Here is a 20,403-nt window from a genome sequence, read left to right as displayed (position 1 = left end):
CAAGCCCCGCCTTGCACAAAGAAAAAAATCACTTAAAATTCAAGTAAACCAATTTAATAAATGTCACACTAGCCAAAAGAACAAAATTTACTTCACCGACAAAATCTTGAAGTATTCCAATACATCTTCGATTTGTCGGCTTGTAAATTATGCCCTTTTGACTTTTTCAGCGGGCCCTATTAAAACCAGTAGAGCCGGCAAATTTATTGCCGACTCTGTGCATTATAGTTTTTCTATTAACTATATCAAAACCCAAAATTTTCAACGGTACTCCAGCCAAACAAAATCAAGGTTTATCAGACATAAAGAATTCCAGCTTTCCACCGTTTTGAATATCCTTATGTTTAAACTGGTTGGATTGAAGTTTTTCTCCATTTAGCTTCACCGCCTTTACATATTTATTCTGAGGAGAATTGTTATGTACTATAATTTCAAACCATCCCTCATTCACCCGGATACGAGCTTCATCAACGATGGGTCGTCCCAGAGTATATACCGGTTCTCCCGGATTAATCTGGTAAAACCCAAGAGCGCTCATAATGTACCAGGCAGACATTTGTCCACAATCTTCATTACCAATGATGCCTGCCGGCTCCGGTTTGTAGAAATTATAGAGAACGGTATCCACAATTTCCTGAGTACGCCAGGGCCTATCCGTGTACTGATACATATAAGCGACATGATGGCTGGGTTCATTTCCGTGTGCATACTGACCAATGAGGCCCGTTATATCGGCACTGGCATTTTCCCCTTCCACTTTGCTGGTTGTAGTAAATAAATTATCGAGCCATTCTCCCATGGCCTCTTTACCTCCAAGGAGTTTCCGAAAACCTTCAAGGTCGTGAGGAACAAAAGGTGACCATTGCCATGCGTTGCCTTCAACATACTCACTTTTCATATGGCTGGAGTAATTGGGGTTAAAATCGGCATACCAATCTCCGCCCAGATTTTTCCCGCGCATAAAGCCGGTTGAAGGATCGAAATAATGTTTATAATATTGTCCTTTGGCATACCATTTCTCTGCAGCACCGGCGTGCCCCTCATTTTCCATCAGGGTGGCCAGACACCAGTCGTAATAAGCCATTTCGAGGCCCCATGAAACAGCCCCCTGAACCTTGTCAACCGGTACAAACCCGTTGGATTCTTTGTATTTGATGTGCAAAGGCATGACCATTTCAGCCCGGGTACCTTTAGCCTGCTCATGCCATTCGGGCTGCCAGGTTGCAGACTTCTCTGCTGCAGCAATCAGCTTATCGGGTATCGAATCAATAAGCTCTTTTGTTGAAGCATCAGCCATCAACGAAAGGGCCGGATAACCCACCATCGTACCGGTGTAATTGGCAACAAGCGGCCACTTGGGCAACAATCCTCCCTGCTGACTTCCCTCATATAAAGAGTAAACCCATTGAGAAGACAGTGAAGGTTCGATAATGGTCATCAACGGATACCAGGCCCTGAAGGTATCCCACAGGGAAAAGACAGTGTAAGCTTCCCCCTTTCCGTTGGTGTTGTAAATTTCGTGATCCATTCCTCTGTAACGACCGTCGGCATCACTAAAAACCATCGGTGCCAGATGCGAATGATAAAGAGAAGTATAGAAATTGGTCAGCACATCTTCATCGTCACTCTTTATCTCGATGGCTTCTAAAGTTTCATTCCAGTTTTTCCGGGCTTCTGCAACCACTTCATCAAAGGACTGAAGAGCCTGGACTTCCTTCAGGTTGATGCCAGGACCTGCTTCATCCACAGCAGATATTCCAACTTTGGCTGTCAAAGGCGCATCCAGCTTTTCAAAGGATAAAAATATTTTTAAGTTGGTTCCCTCAGCACTGTTTACCCCCTCCAGACTTTCTCCGTCCTTTACGATCTTTTCTACTAAAAACGGCTCATTAAATTCTGCACGAAACCAAACAGGATCTTTAGCAGCCCAGCCTTTGGTCATCCGGTATCCCTCAATGGTACGATCGTCAATCACCTTCAGGGAAGCCTCAAGCACACTATTGCCCCAGGTTTCCTGAAGAATATGGGCCAGGTCAATCATCAAACCGGGTTTACTACCTTGCGGATAGGTATATCTATGCCAGCCGGTTCGCAAAGTGGCACTCAATTCACATTTCACATCCCATGGTTTAAGGGTCACCTGATAATAACCAGGGGATGCCTGCTCTTCGCTATGAGAAAAAGTAGCCAGGGGAGCCTCATCCACTTCTCCGGTATAGGGCAGAAAAAGGACATCGCCCATATCGCCAATACCGGTACCACTTAGGTGTGTGTGACTGAATCCATAAATGGTACTATCCGAGTAATGGTACCCGCTGCAAGCATCCCAACCATTGAGACGAGTATCAGGACTTAACTGCACTCTTCCAAAAGGTAACACAGCCCCGGGATAGGTATGCCCATGAAAACCCGTACCGATAAACGGATCAACATACCCGGTTAAATCTTTTTCTTTCTCGGAAGCAGTCTGCCCGGTTGAGCATCCCATCAGTATTCCGACAGTAATCAATCCAATCAGTGAAAAACGGAAAATCTTCATATTTTTTCTTTTAAATATCAGCATAATTTGTGTTTGCATCCCGGCTTACACCCTCATAAAGAACTTTTTTTGTGCCGCCAGAGCACTTATTATTCCTACCATTAAGGTAATTATTATGGCTTTAACCATTCCTGAAACAACCGGCATTTCATCGAAGTAAAGCAAACTTTCCATTCCCGTAAGCGCTAAAACCGGAATAACCAGATTGCTTCCGGCAACATAAGCCATCATGGGGTTTTTCCCCGAGCCGATAAGAATAAACATTAATCCTTTGAGGCCAAATTCTTCATTAAGTACAACAAAAGCAAGTAACAAAACCATTGAAAGACCTGCTGTAAGGATCAGGTAACTCAGTGTGGCCGGGTCTTTTTTTATCCCCCCATGCAGAGGCTCCAGAAGGTAACCCCCTATAATCAATACTACAATAACCGGAAATAATTTAACAAATACAGGTCTCCAAAAACTCCTCCACTCTTTTAACAATAAAAACAATCCCACTGTCAGAACAATGGTAATAGCAAAGGAAAGCTCCATTTTTCGGGCATAAAGACCCAATAGAGAAACAACCACAAGAGCTATTCCTGCTAAAAGTATTCCGAAAGCAATACGAGCGTTGCCGGTTTTCTCCTGTCTTGACCCAATATCGGGGTTTTGAAGTGCATTCCGACAAACAATACCGGTATAAATTCCGGGAATTAATACAAGCAAATATTTGAGATAATTCCAGGAAACCAACCAGGGAACAGGCGACCAGTCATAGATGTTGCTCATCCAGTTATTGCCATCGCGGGCACTTAGAAAAAAGGCAGTCAACAAAGCAAACGATACCCAAAGTGCTTGATGCCATTTGCGAAACATTAGATATAGAATCCCGCCACCTAAAGCGGTATTGGCAAGAACCATAATTATGATGTCGAAAGATTTTAAGGAAAAATCACGAACCCCTTCAATACCCATTAACCCAAGAAAAACAATTGTAAGCACCAGCCCTGTGAGAGGAATAAGGAAAGAATATTTAACGGCCCACCCCTTTGCAGGTGAAGCAAACACCAATAGCATCAGCGCCATGCCCAGTAATGCCAGTAACCATTTCACAAAATCAGGTGCATCCATCCCCCACGGGCGAAGATGTTGCGAAACAACTGCAAAAACAGCCAGCCCCAGGAACCTCCAAATAAGGTGACCAGCTATTTTTGCATGTGTTGTTCCACGATCCATTCTCCCTCCAAAAGAAAACGGGATGGCTGCCCCCATCGAAAACAAGAACATGGGAAATACCAGATCAACCCAGGTGAGACCAGGCCAGTCGGGATTAAAAACATGCTGCGGCGGAGGCAGTTGTGCATGATACATCCATCCGGGCAAAGCCCCTTCAAAAGGGATAGTGCCTGACAAAACCATCATTAAAATAGCCAGACCACGCAAGGCATCCAGTGCTTCAAAACGAACTTTGCCGGTTGACATCAGATAAACCTTCTTAAAGCTAACGACTTATTAAAAGACAGATTCTTTTTTTCTTTTTTATACAGGCCCTGTAGATCTACTTCTACAGAAGAAAATGGCTCCACAATTCGATTTAGCAACACTGCCATCTGAGCCCGGGTTATAGAAACATGAGGTTGCATTTCTCCCCATCCCATTTCTTGCCAAATCATTGAGATATCCTCGTTTGAAATTTCAGGTTGAATATTCGGATTCATATACCGTGACAAAGAAAAGGCCGTATTGACACCTTCCTCAATGGTCAGAATTTCTTCATGTGAATTAAAATTAAAACCGGGTGCAATATCCTTCAGACCATCTCTTAAAGCATTTGCAGTCATCACCGAGTCGGGGTAAAACAAAGTAACGTTGGACCAGCCAATGTTTTTCCCCTCTCCTTTAAGTATTCCTGTAGCTCCAATTTTTTGAACATCCTCCCAATATTTTTTTTCAACGTTAACATCCGAATAGGGCATAATGTAAGCTCCATCGGCAATCAAGTGGCTCTGAACCTGCCGCACCGGGACATCGGCAGGGGTAACCCCTTGTTGTACGGCAAGAGATGCCAGAGTTCCGGCCGCCTGTCCTATAAGCATACAAACCGGTTGAAGGCGGGTCGTCCCATTCACTATATTGGTAACAGAAATAGATTTTTCTGCAACAATGAAATTTTCAGTATCCTTTGGAATAAGCGCTCCAAGAGGCAGGGTGTAAGAGGGAACCGGATAAAAATGAAGATAGGGCACCTGTGACTGATCCGGATAACGCGAATGGTGATGATCGATGGGATAATCTCCCACAGCAATTCCGGTTCTGTAAAGTGCCGTTTCCTGACTAAAAGGACGTGCCAGATCGTTAACTGTAAAACGGACTTTCCCTTTTATCCGCCTCGATTCGCGATGATAAGCAATGAGCGGAAATCCGTCAGAGGTGGGGAATTCATCATCAGCAATGCCCAGATTGGTAAAACCCAACTCGGTTTGAAGATAATAAATGTAACACCTTGTAAACCATTTTGCATTAGCTAAAGCTTCAGCTCGTTCTTCCGGTCCCATCTCAACTACATTTACATAGTAATCATTGCCACGGATGGGCCAGTTGATCATGAATTTGTCCTTCGGAAGCCGACCGTACTCCATCATATAATCACAATCCCAAAGCTTGTTACCGGCAGTATCTTCATCACATTCATGGGCACAAGTACAAAAGAATGGAGAAGGATCATAGTTTTCGGGCTTTTTAATGGTCTTATCCCTACCCTCACCGTAGTCTTTTAATACTGCTACATAAGTTAAGTCCTGCACAATATCATTGCCCTCCTCCGGTGCTATTTCCTCCCCGGTTTCATAACGCGAATCCATACCAACATCGTAAGGAATACCTGCCATTGCAGCCACATCACCCAACTCGGTTCCATCAATGATTACTTTGGTCTGGATCGTTTGGCTGCCGCGAGGACCATCTACCAAAACCGTCCAGCCTTCCTCGTTCTTTTCCAGAGACACCAGACTAGTGTTAAAGCTTAATTCAAGTTTGGGTTCAGCATCCGCCATTGACTTTAATATGTTGGCTCCCACCGAAGGTTCAAAAAGAACATGACTGACCCATCCGGTACTGACAGAATCGGGACCTCCATAATAATCATAAAGCTTCTGGCGAAACTCAGCCCACAAACCGGAGGGTAATTTATGGTTACCATCAATGGCACTTACCCCCGCCGAAGTAAGCATACCCCCAAGCCAGGGACCTTTCTCAGCAATAAGCGTTTCAGCCCCCATACGCGCTGATTGAATACCGGCCATACTACCACTGGCACCTCCTCCGATTATCAAAACATCTACTTCCTTGGTATTGGAGGATTGAGGTCCTCTGCAAGCCCCCAAGGCAAACAACAACGACAAAAAGAAAAACCAGGTAATTTTCATATTTATGCGATTAAAACTATGTTGGTGTGATTTATATATTTGGTTCCCCATCCGGAACGAGGTTTGTTTGATTTTCAATGGATTTGTCAAAAAAGAATGAACCCCAAAAGCGAGTCATGTTGAGCTTAGTCGAAACGTCTGTTACCAAAGGAATAGATTCTTCGACAAGCTCAGAATGACATCAAACTTGGACTTTTGAGACAACCTCATGCCTGCCCCTTATTTTGCAATACTTTCCAACGTTTGCCAGCATTGGTAAAGGCCGCGGGGTACATGAAAGCATCCTTTCCACTTACCACCTTTAAGATTAAGTGATACATCGCCCTGCCGGTTGAGGTAACCATACCACTCGGGATACTGCTCATCCTTAAAATAGGCCCAGGTATACTGATGGACTTTTTCAAACCATTCCAGACTCTCTTTTGAACCGGTAAGGCGGTATCCTTTGAGGAGGGAAATAAGCGATTCTATATGCACCCACCAAAGCTTCTGATCCCACTCCAATTGTTGGGGTGGACGGTTTTTGGCATCCATGAAATAAAAGATTCCGCCATATTTTTCGTCCCATCCATGCTTCAGTGTTTGGAGGGTAATTTGCTGTGCTTGTTCAATGATATCCTTTTTGTCCATTCTCTCGGCCAGATCCATGATAAACCACATGGCTTCAATGGCGTGACCCGGATTTAATAATCTTCCGTCGAAGGTATCCGACAAGGAACCATCTTCATTCACATTCTCCACCACAAGACCACATTCAGGCCGATAGAAAACATTCAAAACCTCATCCATCAGTTTTGTCGCGGATTCTTTCACATAGTCAGCCCCCAGTATGTGCTCCATCTCCAGGTTGAGGTTACACATAATCATGGGCAATGCAAAATTCTTCAGATGCCGCGTACCTGGATAAGCTTTATTGTAACGGCCTTTGGGATTCTCCTGACGTTCCAGAATACGATCGTAAGTTGTTTTTGCCAGGTTGGTGTATTCCTGATTGCCTGTGGCGAGCCCCAGTTGGGCAAAAGCCATAGCAGCAAAAGTGTACGAAAATATGTTATAGGGTTGAATCAGTGGTTTCCCCTCTCGAGTAAGGCTAAAGTACCAGTTACCAAAACCATCGTGCCCGTATTTTTTCAGGAACTCCCCTCCCTGACGGGCACATTCGAGCCATTCAGGTTTTTGCTCAACCCGGTTATAGAGCATTGAGAACATCCACACTTCACGGGCCTGAAGCCAGATAAATTTATCGGTATCGAAAACATTGCCTTCACGGTCGAGGCACGAAAAGTAGCCTCCAAACTGCTCATCCTGTGATTTATTCAGCCAGAAAGGCACAACATTTTCGAGCAGTTCCTGCTTATACTGTAAAGCCAGTTTTTGAAAATCCATTGTTCTTTGATTTTATTAACTCCAAATACTCGAGATAACGGTTATACAGATGTCCTGCCTGCAAGTAAGCAGATTGTGGACTCATAAAGTGGGAAAATTCAAAAGTAATGGCATTATGAATACCTGCTCTCTCAGCCATCTGAAGCTTAAGTAATAGTTTTTCCCATTTGATGGGCATAAATTTAATGGGCATATCTCTGTCAAAAGTTTCAGAATTGGTCCAACATTCCAAACCATATTCATCGGCCAGAGATTTATTGAGTTGAAGAAATCCGGTCAGGTCATCATAGTCAACATGTCCATCCTGGAAGGCTACAATGTCAACAGCATTTTTGATACCATCAAAAATCTCACGCCAGTCGTTTTCATGTTGCTGCAATGAAATCCCTTTAGCTTTGGTTGTATCATTAACATACTGACTCACGTTCTTGATGCCATCAATGTAAGGAGATATAAGAACCGGCAACCCCTCTGAAACATCTTTGCAATGGCGTGCCAGACTGGCGTAAAGATCAATAATCTGACCTGTTTTACGGCTGATCTCCTGCGACACATACCACCCCTTAAAGGCGGGCATGTGCCCATATTTCGTCCACACCTCATCAATCACCCGCTTATTCAGATCCACCTCCTGAGAAAACTTCCCTTCAGTCCAGTATTTACCGGAATCGTAAAGTCCAAAATAAAAAGACATGCCATACTTCTCCGCCAGTTCAAGATACATTTGAACCAAATCAACGGGAGGACGGTACGTCCCTTCGCTTTTCATCAAAACTTCCGAGGGAAAAGTCTGCCACTTTCGATATCCCGAACGAATGAGAATAACAGTATCAATTCCGGCTTTTTTCATATACCCGAAATCTCTGTCCCACTCATCGCGCCCCCAGTTCTGATGGGGTATATCGTGACTTATCTCATCTAAAAAAGTACCTTTAATTCTCATCCAAATATCTCTTTAGCGTTGTTATATTCAATTTACCGAAGAACATTAGACTCGTTCAGAGCCTTTATCCATCGCTGATAACCGGCATTGTTAAGGTGCAGCCCATCAATAACCAGTTTATCCGGCATTTGATTCTGACCATCAGCAAAAACCTGATGCAGATCGATTAACTTTACATTATATTTCTTAGCCAACTGCCTTATTCTTTTATTCAATTCCAGGATTTTCGGAGTCTTACCTTTCATGTACTCAAACGTTATGTTCGTCTCATTAATGGGCAAAACCGTATGAAGCACCAACCGGGTATTCCGGCTTTCATTTTTTATCCGGCGGATGATTTGCTCATATTTAGTGGAAATCAAATCTGGAGGTAGCCCCCTGCCCAAATCATTAATGCCGATGAGTAAAAAAATGACGGTGGGTTTGGCTTCCAACAGGGTGCCAAGGCGGGCATCCACACCCCAGCAGTTATCGCCCCCAATTCCTCGGTTCAACACCGGTATTTCAGGAAACCATTCTCCCCAAAGGCCACGCTCAGTTATGCTGTTCCCTACAAAAACGACATTCCAGGAATTAACCGGAACAGATTCATGCATTCCTTTTTTATACAAGTAGTAACTATTTGCATAGGAGGTATCCACTGGTGCTTCCTGCGCATAAATCCCCGACAGAAGACCAAAGGAACATGCAAGGAAAATCAGAGTCCGTTTTACGTTTATGTCAAAACCACTTCTTTTCATCATTAGTCCATATTCTTAATATGATCGTACCAGAAGAATTTCAGAAGCACGGATGTACCAATAAACACTCCCAGAGAGACCCAGGCCGAAGAATACTCTCCCGAAAGGAAATAGAGGGGTAAAACCACCATCGACATTTGCCAGGTAATACCAACCGCCACATTAAATGCATCCCTTTTGAAATCCTTATTAGGCACAAATGAAGGGTCCTCTTTCATCACCTCTTCTTTTACAGGCTTCCAAAAACCCCAGGGACGGGTTTGCTTATAAAATATTTTGAGCGTCCTCATATCTTCAGGCTTAGTAAAAAGAGTACCCAATACTGAAGCAGTCATTGACACCAGTAATATCAAAGGAAAAATGTAGATATCGATAGCTCCGGGAACAAAGATTCGCACCGAGGGTGGAACTACCACAGAAGCAATCAGTCCTCCAAGCATCCCATAGAAATAGCCCATACCGTTGAATCGCCACCAAATCCACTTCAATACATTGGCAGCTGCATATCCACCGTAAAGTGAAGAGGTAATCCATAGCGTAAGGCTATTCAGGGATTTTGCAAAAAGACCAAAGGCAATACCTACTACAACCAAAATAAGACTTGACATGTAGCTGTAACGAACCAGTTTTTTATTAGAAGCCTGAGGGTTTACATACTTTTTATACAAATCGTTGACCAGGTAGGCCGGAGCAGCATTAATGAAGGCTGCAAAGGTACCCATAAAAGCTGCCAAAAGACCTGCCAGCAACAATCCTTTAATACCCACTGGCACAAACTGACGGATGGCCAAAGGCAATACCATTTCAAAATCAATATCGGCGCCCATCTTCATGAGTTCAGGCTTCAGATACACCAATCCCAGAACTGCAAAACCACCAATCATCAGATAACGTGGAATAAACAACACCAAAGAAGTAAGTCCACTCATTTTAGCAGCTTCGGAAGGGGTACGGGTACTCAAAATTCGTTGCATATCATAACTTGGTACCGGTCCTGCCAGACTTGCAAAAATCCCTTTCAGCAGCATCATCATCAGCAACATCCCAAACATTTCGTAGCCATCGGTTCCTATTTTATCATTCAACTCGGGGAATAGCCCGGACCAGTCGAGATCCAGTTCCCACCCGGGCCACAAATCGGTCCATCCTTCAGGTACAACGGCAGCAACCTGCTCAGGCGTAACCTGATTGTAAGCAATGATGCCGATTGATACACATGCCACCGTCATAATGAGAAACTGCAACACCTCGGTACTAACCACACTGTACATGCCGCCTTTCATAGTATAGACAGTAGTAATGGCGATAATGATCAAAGCATAAACCTGCTCGGAGGTTAAATGCAGTCCCATTATGGTGGTGGAAAGGTCCCATGTGAAGAATGTGGTAGCAAATTTTCCAATTCCCTCAACAAAATAGGCGATAAAACCAATCACACTGACCACCGCAAAAACCACCACGATGATGTGTGAGAGTCTTCCGCCACGGCCATCCCCAAAGCGGAAAGTAATCCACTGGGCCCCCGTCATAGTATTGGATCGTCGCATCCAGATGGCGAGGAAAACCATTACAAATATCTGATTCCAGACCGGCCATAACCAGGGGATCCAGGCACTCTTGAGTCCATAAACAAAGACGATGGTCACCGTCCACATAGTACCTGAAATATCAAACATCCCGGAGGCATTAGATAAACCCAGAAAGTACCATTTGATCTTGTTTCCACCCAGAAAATAAGCCTCCAGATCCTTTGATGCCCGCTTCGACAACCAAAATCCGATAAACAATGTCAGGACCAGATAGGCCATAACAATTCCAACATCAACAAGGGACAAATTCATTGTATTCTTTTCGTTTTATTAAAATTCACAATTACACCAGGCTATTGCCTGTTAATTATACATCTCTTTTAGTTCTTCCGAGTATTGGCTAAGGCCTTCATAAAAGAAGTGTACTTCTCCATCCATTCCCAGCTTTCGGTTGCTCTCAATCATAAATTTGAAAAGCTCATTGGAAGGTTGCTCGCCATTGACACGAATTAGAATTCCGGGATAAAGCAAATGCCGTTTTTCAGGCAGGACATAATCAACCGTTGCTTTTAGTGTGTTTAGATAAGAAGTGGAATCCTTACGGTAAACCTGAGGGCAGATCATATCAACATATCCGAAATTGATCCAGGTGGGCCAGTCCTGAAGATACTCTTCCTTGCTCCAGGGAAATACACTGGGAGCCATCGAAACAATGCATTCAGGATCTGCACTTTTCACCGCGTGGTAAAGTCGCTTCATAAACTCATTAAGTTTTTCAGCCCGCCAGTTTACCCATTCAAAATCTTTGTAGTATTCGGGCGGTTCCTGGCCGAAATGTTCAGCTTTATATTCTTCAATCACACCGGGATTATACCCCCCTTTGGAAGGCATGGCAGGCAAACGATCATCTCCCTGGATGCCATCCACATCGTAGTTATTAACCACCTCAAGAATGAGCGACATGACAAAATCCTGAACCTCGGGATCCAAAGCATTTAGCCAATCAAAATTATTCTTGGTGCAGAGTTCTCCGTCACTTGTAAGAGAAGCCCATTCAGGCTTTAGCTTAACCAGCACACCACCATCTTTGTTATAGGAAGAAGAAAAGCCGAATTCAAACCAGGCAAAGACTTTAATATCTCTCTTATGAGACTCTTCAATTAACTCCTTTAACGGATCGCGTCCTGAATTATCCGGATCCAGCACCGGATCGATTTCCACACCGGTAAAATCTTTCATGATCTGACTGCGATACATGGTCATGGCTTTGTTCCAGGTTACCACAAATATGGTATTAATCCCAAGGCTGTCACACTTTTCCACTGCCTGAACCACCTTTTTTTTGGTATAAAGTGCATCACTGGCCACATTGGTCAGCCAAACGCCCCGAACCGGCTCATCGTAACCGGGAACGAAGTTGGGTGCAGTTCCTTCATCAGATTGGGATGATTGGGAACTGCACCCAGCCATCATCAATAGTGCTATGAGAATAAAAAACGATTGCTTCATGAGAGACATCTTAAGACCTAACCTTATATTTTTATCTTTTTTCATTATCTGTAATGGGTTGAAACACTTGAAAACATCAGGGCAATTCAGGGTATTTAGCCGGAGCCGGATAAAAAGCTTTGATGACTGCCTGGATTTTTTCATTGTTAAGAGGCACATCATAGAAGAAAGATTCACCATAAATACCACGCTCCCTATTAGCCAGGATCTGACCTGCCAAAACTTCGGGATCACTCAAACCACTGCTTCCGTAAAGGATAAGACCGGGACTCAGCAATTCAAGATTACCATGTCCGTGAGTGGTGTAATAAGATAAAACCTCATCTATGGTATATTCGTAGCTGGTGACTGAAGAGCGATAACACTGCACTGAAAGCATTTCAATGACACCATCATCGAGCCACACCGGCCATTCCTGCATCAGGTTATTAAAAGCCCAGGGATATGGATTGGGAGAAAAAGCGATAATACATTCGGGATCGGCTGCTTTAATCTCATCATACATCTGAACCGCAAAGTCATTCAGAATATCAGCCCGCCATCTTACCCAGGCACTGTTATTAAAATTGGACGGAGGCTCTTCTCCGTTGTGTTCCTCCTTATAGCGGGCAACAGTGTAATCGTCGTACCCGGAGTTACGAGGCATAGCTGGCAAGCGGTCGTCTCCCTGAATCCCATCCACATCATATTTATTAACTGCTTCAAGCATCATATCCAGCATGAAACGCTGCACCTCTGGATTGTAGGCATTGTAATAGTAGTCCGATTCATTGTAGTTGCAAGGCTGCCCGTAACTGTTAATGCCCACCCAATCGGGGTGGACAGCCAGTATTTTGTCATTATCAGGAGTGGGAGGCGTAGCAGTCCGGGACATAAATCCATACTCATACCAAAGAATTACTTTCAAACCATTGGCATGCGCCACCTCCACCAGGTCGGCAAGGGGATCTCCCGATCCACCCTGATAATCGTAGAAGAGTCCATCTTCAGGAGTGTTGTAAGAAGAATTATCCGCCAGCGTCTGGCTTGGGTACAATATGCGGGTTTGTGCCCAGGTTCCTACAAATAAAGTATTAAAGTTGAGCTCAACAGCCAGGTCTACCCCTTTCTGAATTTCTTCATAACTCCTCAAAAAAGGTGAATGCCAGGGCGCAGGAATCCAAAATGCCCGCACCCCGACATCCTGTGGTAGTTCATTGGCTGTTAGTGTATATGTTTTAACGTCACCGTTTTCGGCTGTAACGGCAACGCTTACAGAATTTTCTAAGTTAATAAGGCTTCCGCTGGCTGGTTCAACCTCAGCATAAGCCGGGAGATCAAAGCTAACTTCAACCTCGCTTAAATCGGTTCCGTAAGGAACGTCCAGTTCAATTTTATCTTCGGCGATAGTTCCATCCCGAAAAAGGGCGGGAAATGAAACTCCCTCTAAAGAGTTATCATCACTTTTGGAAAAAGTAACAGACACCGTGTAAACCACCTCACGGACATCTTTGCTAAGTTTAAAACTTAATGGGCTGGTAAAGTCATAAGCATATCCGGGAGCAGGTATTAATTCTGCATCCTGGTTGTAGGTCACGGCAGGAACCAAAGCCTTAATATCCGTTCCCCGGGGTACTTTTACATCAATGGTCAGGTTTTCCTGGTCTATTACCCCTTCTGCAGCGGGATCAAGGTTCTGAAAGACAAATGAAGTAATCTGCAACTCTTCTTCTTCAGGAATCTCAGTGTTTATGTCTTCCTCACAACCAAATGTCATCAATGCTATAAAAACAAGCAGGTAATAATGTAATTTCTTCATGACAGATCATTTATTCCCGGAGTAACAGAGTTGAATAACAGCTCCAGGGTATTCAGCAAAGTGAAAAATTAAAGAGAAAATCCCCGGACCGTTTCCGGCCCGGGGAAAAGATGTTTATCGAGTAAATTCTTCAACCATGAAGCCGTTCAGTACAGAGAAACTGAAAATCATTGGATTTCCTTCTTCATCTTTTACAACAGCATTGTTTGCATTTACCCATGGGTCATTGCTTCCGCCACTGAAAACATTGGTGTAAATCAGCTTTTGCCCGATGTTCTCATCAGTAAGTGCACGTAAGGCAGCTTCGATATCAGCTCCTTCAGTGATGTTAACGATTTGAGAAAAAGCACCTGAAGCCTCCCATTCGCGGTTAATGGTGAATGAAAGGTAACGTCCACCATTGTACTCAAATACATGAGGATCAAAAGAGCGGAACTGGACTACACTTTCTGGTACTTCATAAACCACATTGCCCTGATCATCGAGAAGAGTAATTCCCATCTCAGCACCTGAAGCCAGGTAAAGACCCTCTGCACCGGGAATTTCATTTACACGGCCATACTGACCAACTTTTACTGCTTCCTCAAGAGCAAGATCCCATACTACAGGAGCGCCAAATTCGCCACCATCAGCCTGGAATACATAGAACTCATTGGCATCAGGATTACCACCCCATCCGGGGAAATTGGATGCGATGATTTTACCGTTGGTTGAAGGATCACCAACAATTGAAAGAGCATCACCCAAACGCTGATTGTCAGCAGTTGTAGTATAAGTCAAGACTACCTCAGGTGTAGCATCAACATTGGCCCATTTGTAAACTTTAAATTCAGCCCCCTGAGTAGCCATCACCATATTACAGGCATAGATGGCATCACCTGCACACTTAACATCAGAGATCACCCATGAACCTCCTTCAACACCTTCCATGCTAAGATTTTTCACTTCATCAACAGTGGGATTGATGTCCCAATAATGAATGAAATTACCATTGAGACGAGAAGCAACAAATACGTACTGACCGTTAAAATCGGCACCACGTGATTTATCGTCCGAAATTTCGGTAGGAACAGCCTGAGAAGAAGCCGATTTGTCGATCAAAACAGTTGCTGTTTCCACATCAAATCCGGCAGTAGTTACTTCAGGAACAAGCGTATACTGTTTAGACTCACCAGCATAATTAACCGTAAGAGAAGCATCTACAGAAAGATCCAAAGTGTCTTTACCGGTTGATGTTTCATAAGTAGCACCTTCGGGACCTACTTCAATAGCAGAGATATAAACCAGGTGAGACTGCAACTCATTGTAAGTTACATTAATCTGATCTTGCAACAGGTCAACTTCTGTTTCGTATACCTCATCGGTATTGGCACTGGCAAGCTCCAATCCCTTCAGAACAGGGCCGGTAGGTTCTGCCTTAGTTACCGTTACAGAATAAGTATTTTGAAGTTCTCCGTTTTCTACAACAAAATTTCTTGGCTCGGAAAAGTCCAGAGTAGTACCAGACTGAGGAGTTACCATAGCCCCTTTAGACAAGGTAATTTCTGGAGTCAAAGCCATAAGGTCTGATTCAAAAGGAACAGCCACTGTTATATTGGTTCCTTCAATAGCTCCTTCAACTGCAGTAGCCTGGTCGGGCCCCGCATCCACAATTGAAAATCCGGTAATCTCGGCTTTCAGAGGATCATCTTCATCGTCTTCACATGAGGTAAAAAATGTTACCCCTGACAATAAAGCAACCATAAAGACAGCTTTCATTGCCTTTTCAAATAAACTTCTTTTTTTCATAAGAACAGTTTTTAAAATTTAAAGGGAATTATTAAATGGTCGTTTTACATGTTAGTTCTCAACGTCCCACCACATACGGGTGTACTGGCTGTCGCCTCCCATTTGACTGACAGCAGCATCGTAATTTTCAGCATTGTACCTTCTCTCATTCACAGGGTATGGCACTCTGCGGGGCATTTCGTCATTGCCGGGCCAGGTGTAAACAGGCTCCTGCATCTGAGGAAATCCGGTTCGTCGAACCAAACTCCATGCTTCCTGTCCATTGGGGTACAATGCAATCCAGCGTTGTGTATAGATTTGTTCCAGTCCTGTGGCAGACAGATAAGCCACCTCTGAATAGAAATCATCTATTACCTGCTGGTCATTTATTTCAAATTGATGTAGAGATGCTTCGATAGCCTGACGGTAAAACCCTGCGGGGTCGCCGGCAATGAAACCACGCTCTGCAGCTTCAGCTTTCAAGAAGCAGGCTTCGGCATAAGTAATGAGGTAATGAGGCGTTTCGGGTTGTGTAAAGAAAGACCCGATGTTACAGAATTCAGGTTTGTAATAGTTGTTGTACTTCAGACTCAGTGAATCCTGAGGCTGACCATTGCGAAGCCCTACAAACTCTCCGTTGGTATTAGGCTCGGCAAAGACTGAAATGCGCGGGTCATTAGCAGACTGCATATGCCCCATCAGATTCTCACTGATCCGGACCTCATGCCAGTTATAGACATAAGAAAGCGGATTTTTCACATGATAGGTGGGGCCATCTTCATCTGGAATAACCAGGGCCATATCTTCAGGAGAAGTCATGGTTTCGGAAAGATCCAGGCCTTCGAAAAATGACCGGGTCAGATTCTCATCTGCATCTGAAACTCTCAGCGCCATGCGCATGCCAAGAGTGTTGGCAAATTTTATCCATTGATCAAGATTGCCGTTGTAAAGCACGTCGGCATTTCCATAACCGGGATACCCTTTATCGCGGTTTTCTTTGATAAGAGCCACTGAAGCTTCTAATTCTTCAAAAAGACTATTATAAACAGATTCCTGTGAATCGTAAGCCGGCTTAACCGACTCCAAAGCTTCGGTATATGGAATGTCGCCGTACATATCGGTCAGCAACTGATACATGTATACCTGCCAAATGCGGGCACAAGCCTCTTTAATTGGATTCTTAAGCTCAACAGCCAACCCGATTGTCTGGTTATTTACATTTAGCGGTGCAAAATGTGGCCGGGCATAATACCAATCCCATACCACATTGCCCGGACCAGGTTCATAATTATCAGAAGTAAAACTGGGATTAATATTGGCCCAGTGCTGGGCATAAACCGATCCGGCGGTTTGATGAACCAACTGCCATACACCGACAGACAAGCCCGAACCAGTAACCAAAGCCCTGGTAAACAAATAATCGGGCTGAATTTTATCGGAAGTGGTTTTGGGACGATCCATCTCCTCGAAATCATCGGTACATCCGGTGAATCCCAGAACCAGTCCCAGCAATAGTGTATAAATTATATTCGTTCTCATTGCGATACTTTTTTCCGTTTACTTTTAAAAATCAAGTTTTAAGTTGAGAGCAACCGTCCTCGTTTCAGGGAAAGAGAACATCTCATAACCCACGGCATTGCCAGTTCCGAAAGATGATTCAGGAGAAATATTCCTGGTATTTCGCATCAGGTAGGCCAGGTTGTTGGCAACCAAACTGACCGATAGCTTTTTAAATGGAGAAGTTTTTAAGAAATCATTGCTGAACTGGTAACCAACGGAGACCTGCTTCAGACGAATAAAAGAAGCATCATCGACGAAAGCCTCATTAATGCGGGCCAAACGATCCCAATATTTCTGAGGGTCTACAGGGTATTTCCCTTCAACACCATTCTTTACACCTTCTACCATATAGCCATCATTAGGTGCCACGCCGGTAACCTGTGAAATTTCTTTGGCTTTTTCCCACTCATCGCGACCTTCTTCTGTAAACGCGAGGGTTCCGTAAAGACCACCACGCATATTGGTCATTGAGAAAATATCATGCCCCAGTTTGGAATCAATCTGCACGTTCAGGAAAGCCCCCTTGTAACGAAGCCCCGATTTCAGTCCGAGTAACCAGTCGGGATAAGCATTGCCGATGGTTTGTTCGGTATCAATAGCTCCCTCCTCAGTGGTTTTCAGCATAGGCAGATTCTCATCGTCAAGCATAATCCGGCCCGATTCGTCGCGGGCATACGCACTTCCCAGCATAATACCAACAGGATCTCCTTTACGGGCAGCGATGATCACACCCCCTGCACCACCAAGATTCAGTACATCTACTTCATCGTCCAGTTCTTCAACCTCACTCCACTGGCGGGTAATGTTGGCACCAAGATTCCAGGTCAGGTCGGCATTTTTAATAACATCGCCAGAAATACTCAATTCCACACCTGAGTTATTGATATAGCCAGCATTCACAATTCCCGAGTTATAGCCTGATGAAGGCGCCATAGGGGCTTTAAATATCTGATCCTCGGTGCCAGACTGATAAACAGCCGCATCAATGCTTAGGCGATTATCAAATAAAGAAGCATTGATACCCACCTCCTTAGAAATGGTTAACTCACTCTTCAGGTCTTCCTCAGGACGAACACCGGGAACAAAGCCATAGGGCAACCCATGAAACTGATTGGCATTGGTTCCATAGTTCATGTATCTGTACGAAGCATATTGCCCGCCATTACCAACACTGGCCCACGATCCACGGATTTTCAGGAAATTGACCCAATCCGGCATCGTCAGGGATTCACTGGCAATCCAGCTGGCACTAACCGAAGGATACAGGTAAGACCAGTTTTCGGGAGAGAGAACAGAAGTCCAGTCGTTACGCAGAGTCACATCCAAAAACACCTTACTTGCATAATCAAAAGAAAACAAGCCATATAAAGACTGGATTTCTCTTTCTGAAATGCCTTCAGAAGTAACAGGGTTCATAAAGTTCTGAATCACATAGGGTCCCACTTCATTGATAAGCCCGGACTCAGACGTTGAAGCAACACTTTTATAGGTATGACGCATCAGGTTTCCGCCCAAAGATCCGTTGGCCCTAAACTGTCCCCAGGATTGTTCGGCATTCAAAAGAAAATCGTAGTTTTCTTCCCTTACCTCCAGTCTGGTATCATTGATGGTAGCTTTACCGTCGGCTTTATAATAAGTATTGTGAGCAGTTATGCGTTTCCGGTTTTCAGAGTAATAATCGACACCTGCTTTTCCTTTGAATTCTAACTTAAAGCCCAGATTCAGGAGTTCTTTGAAGTCAATGGTAGCCTCAGCAAATCCAATTAACCGGTTACGACTGTCTTCATTCCTGTTTTCATTGATGGCCCAGTATGGATTCTGAAGCAGCGGTGAACTTGCAAATTCGGGAGGGGCATTACGCCAGGCAATTGTTCCGTCATTATTTCTTTGATACTGACTGGTCCATACAACCGGATATCCGTCTACTGTGCGATAAGGCTTCAACTGGTCGAACCCAACCGAGCGAGGCATTACAGTCATCAAATACACAGGATTATCAGGGGACCCTGCCAGGTTGGGACGATTCTCAGCCTCGGTATACACATAATTCAGTTTGGTATCCAACTTAAAATATTCGGCTGGTTTGGTATCGAACCGAATGGTGAAAGAACTTTTATCGTAAGTACTTCCAGGCTGAAGGTTTTCATTATTCATCTGACTGGCAGAGAAATAAACACCATTTTTTTCATTACGGTTATTCAAGCTTACCGTATTTGTTAAAGTAGTTCCCGTCTGAAAAAATGTATCATATGGATGCTCTGCAGGAGAACGGAGTTGCTGTTCTTCATTCAAAAAGTTGGTAACACTTTGTCCATTCATTTTAGCTCCCCAGCTTCTGTAGCTTAAGGGCTCAAATTTCCCAGCCGCACCCTGAGAGTAGTTATTCTGAAAATCGGGCTTCACAAGCGGATTGGCAATTTCATATGACGAGCTAACTGAAATGCCAAGCCCTTTTTGTTCCGATCCGCTTTTGGTGGTAATCATGATCACTCCGTTTTGTCCGCGGGCACCATACAAAGCAGCTGCAGCTCCACCCTTAAGGACAGAAATGGATTCAATATCGGAAGGATTGATATTGTTGGCAGCATTACCATAATCAAAACCACCCCATTCTGATCCCGAGGCTCCTCCTGAATTATCCATGGGTACACCATCCACCACGTAAAGAGGATCATTGGATCCGGTCAATGAATTAACCCCGCGAATCAGCACCTTGGTAGATCCTGCAGGACCATTACCGGAGCCGGAGATGTTTAGCCCGGAGACTTTTCCACTTAAGCCGGACAAGGGAGCAATACCCGAAGCATCTTCCATTTCTTCACCACCAACTTGCTGGACAGCGTAACCCAGAGCCTTGGCATCACGCTTTATTCCAAGAGCGGTAACCACGACTTCATCCAGATCGGTGACGGTGGGTTGCAATACCACATCGTAAAAAGCCCTTCCATCCAGGGGAAGCTCAACACTTTCAAAACCGATGAAGCTAAATGTTAAAACCTCTGCTGTTTCCGGAACATTTAACTCAAAGTTGCCATTCATATCTGTAATGGTACCTGCCGAGGTCCCCCTGGCAACCACACTGGCCCCCGGTAAAGGACCACCATTTTCATCAACAACTTTCCCCCTTACCACAGTTTCCTGACCGAAAACCGATAAAGAGAAAATACTTAAAACCAAAATCACTAAAAAACTTGCCTTCATTACGGTTTGATTTTTATGAATTAA

12 protein-coding genes are annotated in these 20,403 nt (G+C 44.2%); all 12 read right to left on the bottom strand.

From position 1 onward, the window contains the following. Positions 1–286 precede the first annotated feature (286 nt). Positions 287–2,539, bottom strand: a complete 2,253-nt coding sequence (locus DDZ16_RS01035; protein ID WP_158275585.1) for a GH92 family glycosyl hydrolase — start codon at positions 2,537–2,539, stop codon at positions 287–289. 45 nt (positions 2,540–2,584) lie between these two features. After that, positions 2,585–4,003 (bottom strand): DUF5009 domain-containing protein, encoded by a 1,419-nt coding sequence (locus tag DDZ16_RS01030; RefSeq protein ID WP_109262557.1) that lies wholly within the window; start codon positions 4,001–4,003, stop codon positions 2,585–2,587. Beyond that, positions 4,003–5,946 (bottom strand): FAD-dependent oxidoreductase, encoded by a 1,944-nt coding sequence (locus DDZ16_RS01025; protein WP_109262556.1) that lies wholly within the window; start codon positions 5,944–5,946, stop codon positions 4,003–4,005. Before DDZ16_RS01025 ends, DDZ16_RS01030 begins: the two co-directional genes overlap by 1 nt. Before the next feature lie 219 nt (positions 5,947–6,165). Continuing rightward, on the bottom strand, positions 6,166–7,332 hold the full coding sequence (locus tag DDZ16_RS01020; protein WP_109262555.1) for an AGE family epimerase/isomerase: 1,167 nt from the start codon (positions 7,330–7,332) through the stop codon (positions 6,166–6,168). After that, the gene (locus DDZ16_RS01015) at positions 7,301–8,275 is read right to left on the bottom strand and encodes a DUF4434 domain-containing protein (protein WP_109262554.1); all 975 of its coding nucleotides are present in this window, start codon (positions 8,273–8,275) and stop codon (positions 7,301–7,303) included. The genes DDZ16_RS01020 and DDZ16_RS01015 overlap by 32 nt, the downstream gene beginning before the upstream one ends. 32 nt (positions 8,276–8,307) lie before the next feature. Next, positions 8,308–9,018: a GDSL-type esterase/lipase family protein gene (locus tag DDZ16_RS01010; RefSeq protein WP_109262553.1), complete on the bottom strand. Its 711-nt coding sequence runs from the start codon at positions 9,016–9,018 to the stop codon at positions 8,308–8,310. Then, a complete protein-coding gene (locus tag DDZ16_RS01005) occupies positions 9,018–10,856 on the bottom strand; it encodes a sodium:solute symporter family protein (protein ID WP_109262552.1) in 1,839 nt (612 codons plus the stop codon). Before DDZ16_RS01005 ends, DDZ16_RS01010 begins: the two co-directional genes overlap by 1 nt. 51 nt (positions 10,857–10,907) lie before the next feature. Beyond that, positions 10,908–12,053, bottom strand: coding sequence for a glycoside hydrolase family 10 protein (locus DDZ16_RS01000; RefSeq protein ID WP_158275584.1), 1,146 nt, complete (start codon positions 12,051–12,053; stop codon positions 10,908–10,910). 76 nt (positions 12,054–12,129) lie between these two features. Beyond that, entirely contained in the window at positions 12,130–13,851 is a 1,722-nt protein-coding gene (locus tag DDZ16_RS00995; protein ID WP_109262550.1) for a glycoside hydrolase family 10 protein, read from the bottom strand. A gap of 114 nt (positions 13,852–13,965) precedes the next feature. Next, complete coding sequence (locus DDZ16_RS00990; protein WP_109262549.1) at positions 13,966–15,639, bottom strand: DUF4623 domain-containing protein; 1,674 nt, start codon at positions 15,637–15,639, stop codon at positions 13,966–13,968. 51 nt (positions 15,640–15,690) lie between these two features. Further along, the gene (locus DDZ16_RS00985; protein ID WP_109262548.1) at positions 15,691–17,157 is read right to left on the bottom strand and encodes a SusD/RagB family nutrient-binding outer membrane lipoprotein; all 1,467 of its coding nucleotides are present in this window, start codon (positions 17,155–17,157) and stop codon (positions 15,691–15,693) included. A gap of 24 nt (positions 17,158–17,181) precedes the next feature. Next, positions 17,182–20,379 (bottom strand): SusC/RagA family TonB-linked outer membrane protein, encoded by a 3,198-nt coding sequence (locus DDZ16_RS00980; protein ID WP_109262547.1) that lies wholly within the window; start codon positions 20,377–20,379, stop codon positions 17,182–17,184. Positions 20,380–20,403: the final 24 nt, after the last annotated feature.

It is taken from the genome of Marinilabilia rubra (assembly GCF_003121985.1).
GTDB classification, from domain to species: domain Bacteria; phylum Bacteroidota; class Bacteroidia; order Bacteroidales; family Marinilabiliaceae; genus Marinilabilia; species Marinilabilia rubra.
This window is presented reverse-complemented; position numbering and strand designations above follow the sequence as displayed.

Coding starts and splice junctions, on each gene's coding strand:
- DDZ16_RS01035 (WP_158275585.1), bottom strand. CDS start 2,539: ATGAAGATTTTCCGTTTTTCACTGATTGGATTGATTACTGTCGGAATA.
- DDZ16_RS01030 (WP_109262557.1), bottom strand. CDS start 4,003: ATGTCAACCGGCAAAGTTCGTTTTGAAGCACTGGATGCCTTGCGTGGT.
- DDZ16_RS01025 (WP_109262556.1), bottom strand. CDS start 5,946: ATGAAAATTACCTGGTTTTTCTTTTTGTCGTTGTTGTTTGCCTTGGGG.
- DDZ16_RS01020 (WP_109262555.1), bottom strand. CDS start 7,332: ATGGATTTTCAAAAACTGGCTTTACAGTATAAGCAGGAACTGCTCGAA.
- DDZ16_RS01015 (WP_109262554.1), bottom strand. CDS start 8,275: ATGAGAATTAAAGGTACTTTTTTAGATGAGATAAGTCACGATATACCC.
- DDZ16_RS01010 (WP_109262553.1), bottom strand. CDS start 9,018: ATGATGAAAAGAAGTGGTTTTGACATAAACGTAAAACGGACTCTGATT.
- DDZ16_RS01005 (WP_109262552.1), bottom strand. CDS start 10,856: ATGAATTTGTCCCTTGTTGATGTTGGAATTGTTATGGCCTATCTGGTC.
- DDZ16_RS01000 (WP_158275584.1), bottom strand. CDS start 12,053: ATGAAGCAATCGTTTTTTATTCTCATAGCACTATTGATGATGGCTGGG.
- DDZ16_RS00995 (WP_109262550.1), bottom strand. CDS start 13,851: ATGAAGAAATTACATTATTACCTGCTTGTTTTTATAGCATTGATGACA.
- DDZ16_RS00990 (WP_109262549.1), bottom strand. CDS start 15,639: ATGAAAAAAAGAAGTTTATTTGAAAAGGCAATGAAAGCTGTCTTTATG.
- DDZ16_RS00985 (WP_109262548.1), bottom strand. CDS start 17,157: ATGAGAACGAATATAATTTATACACTATTGCTGGGACTGGTTCTGGGA.
- DDZ16_RS00980 (WP_109262547.1), bottom strand. CDS start 20,379: ATGAAGGCAAGTTTTTTAGTGATTTTGGTTTTAAGTATTTTCTCTTTA.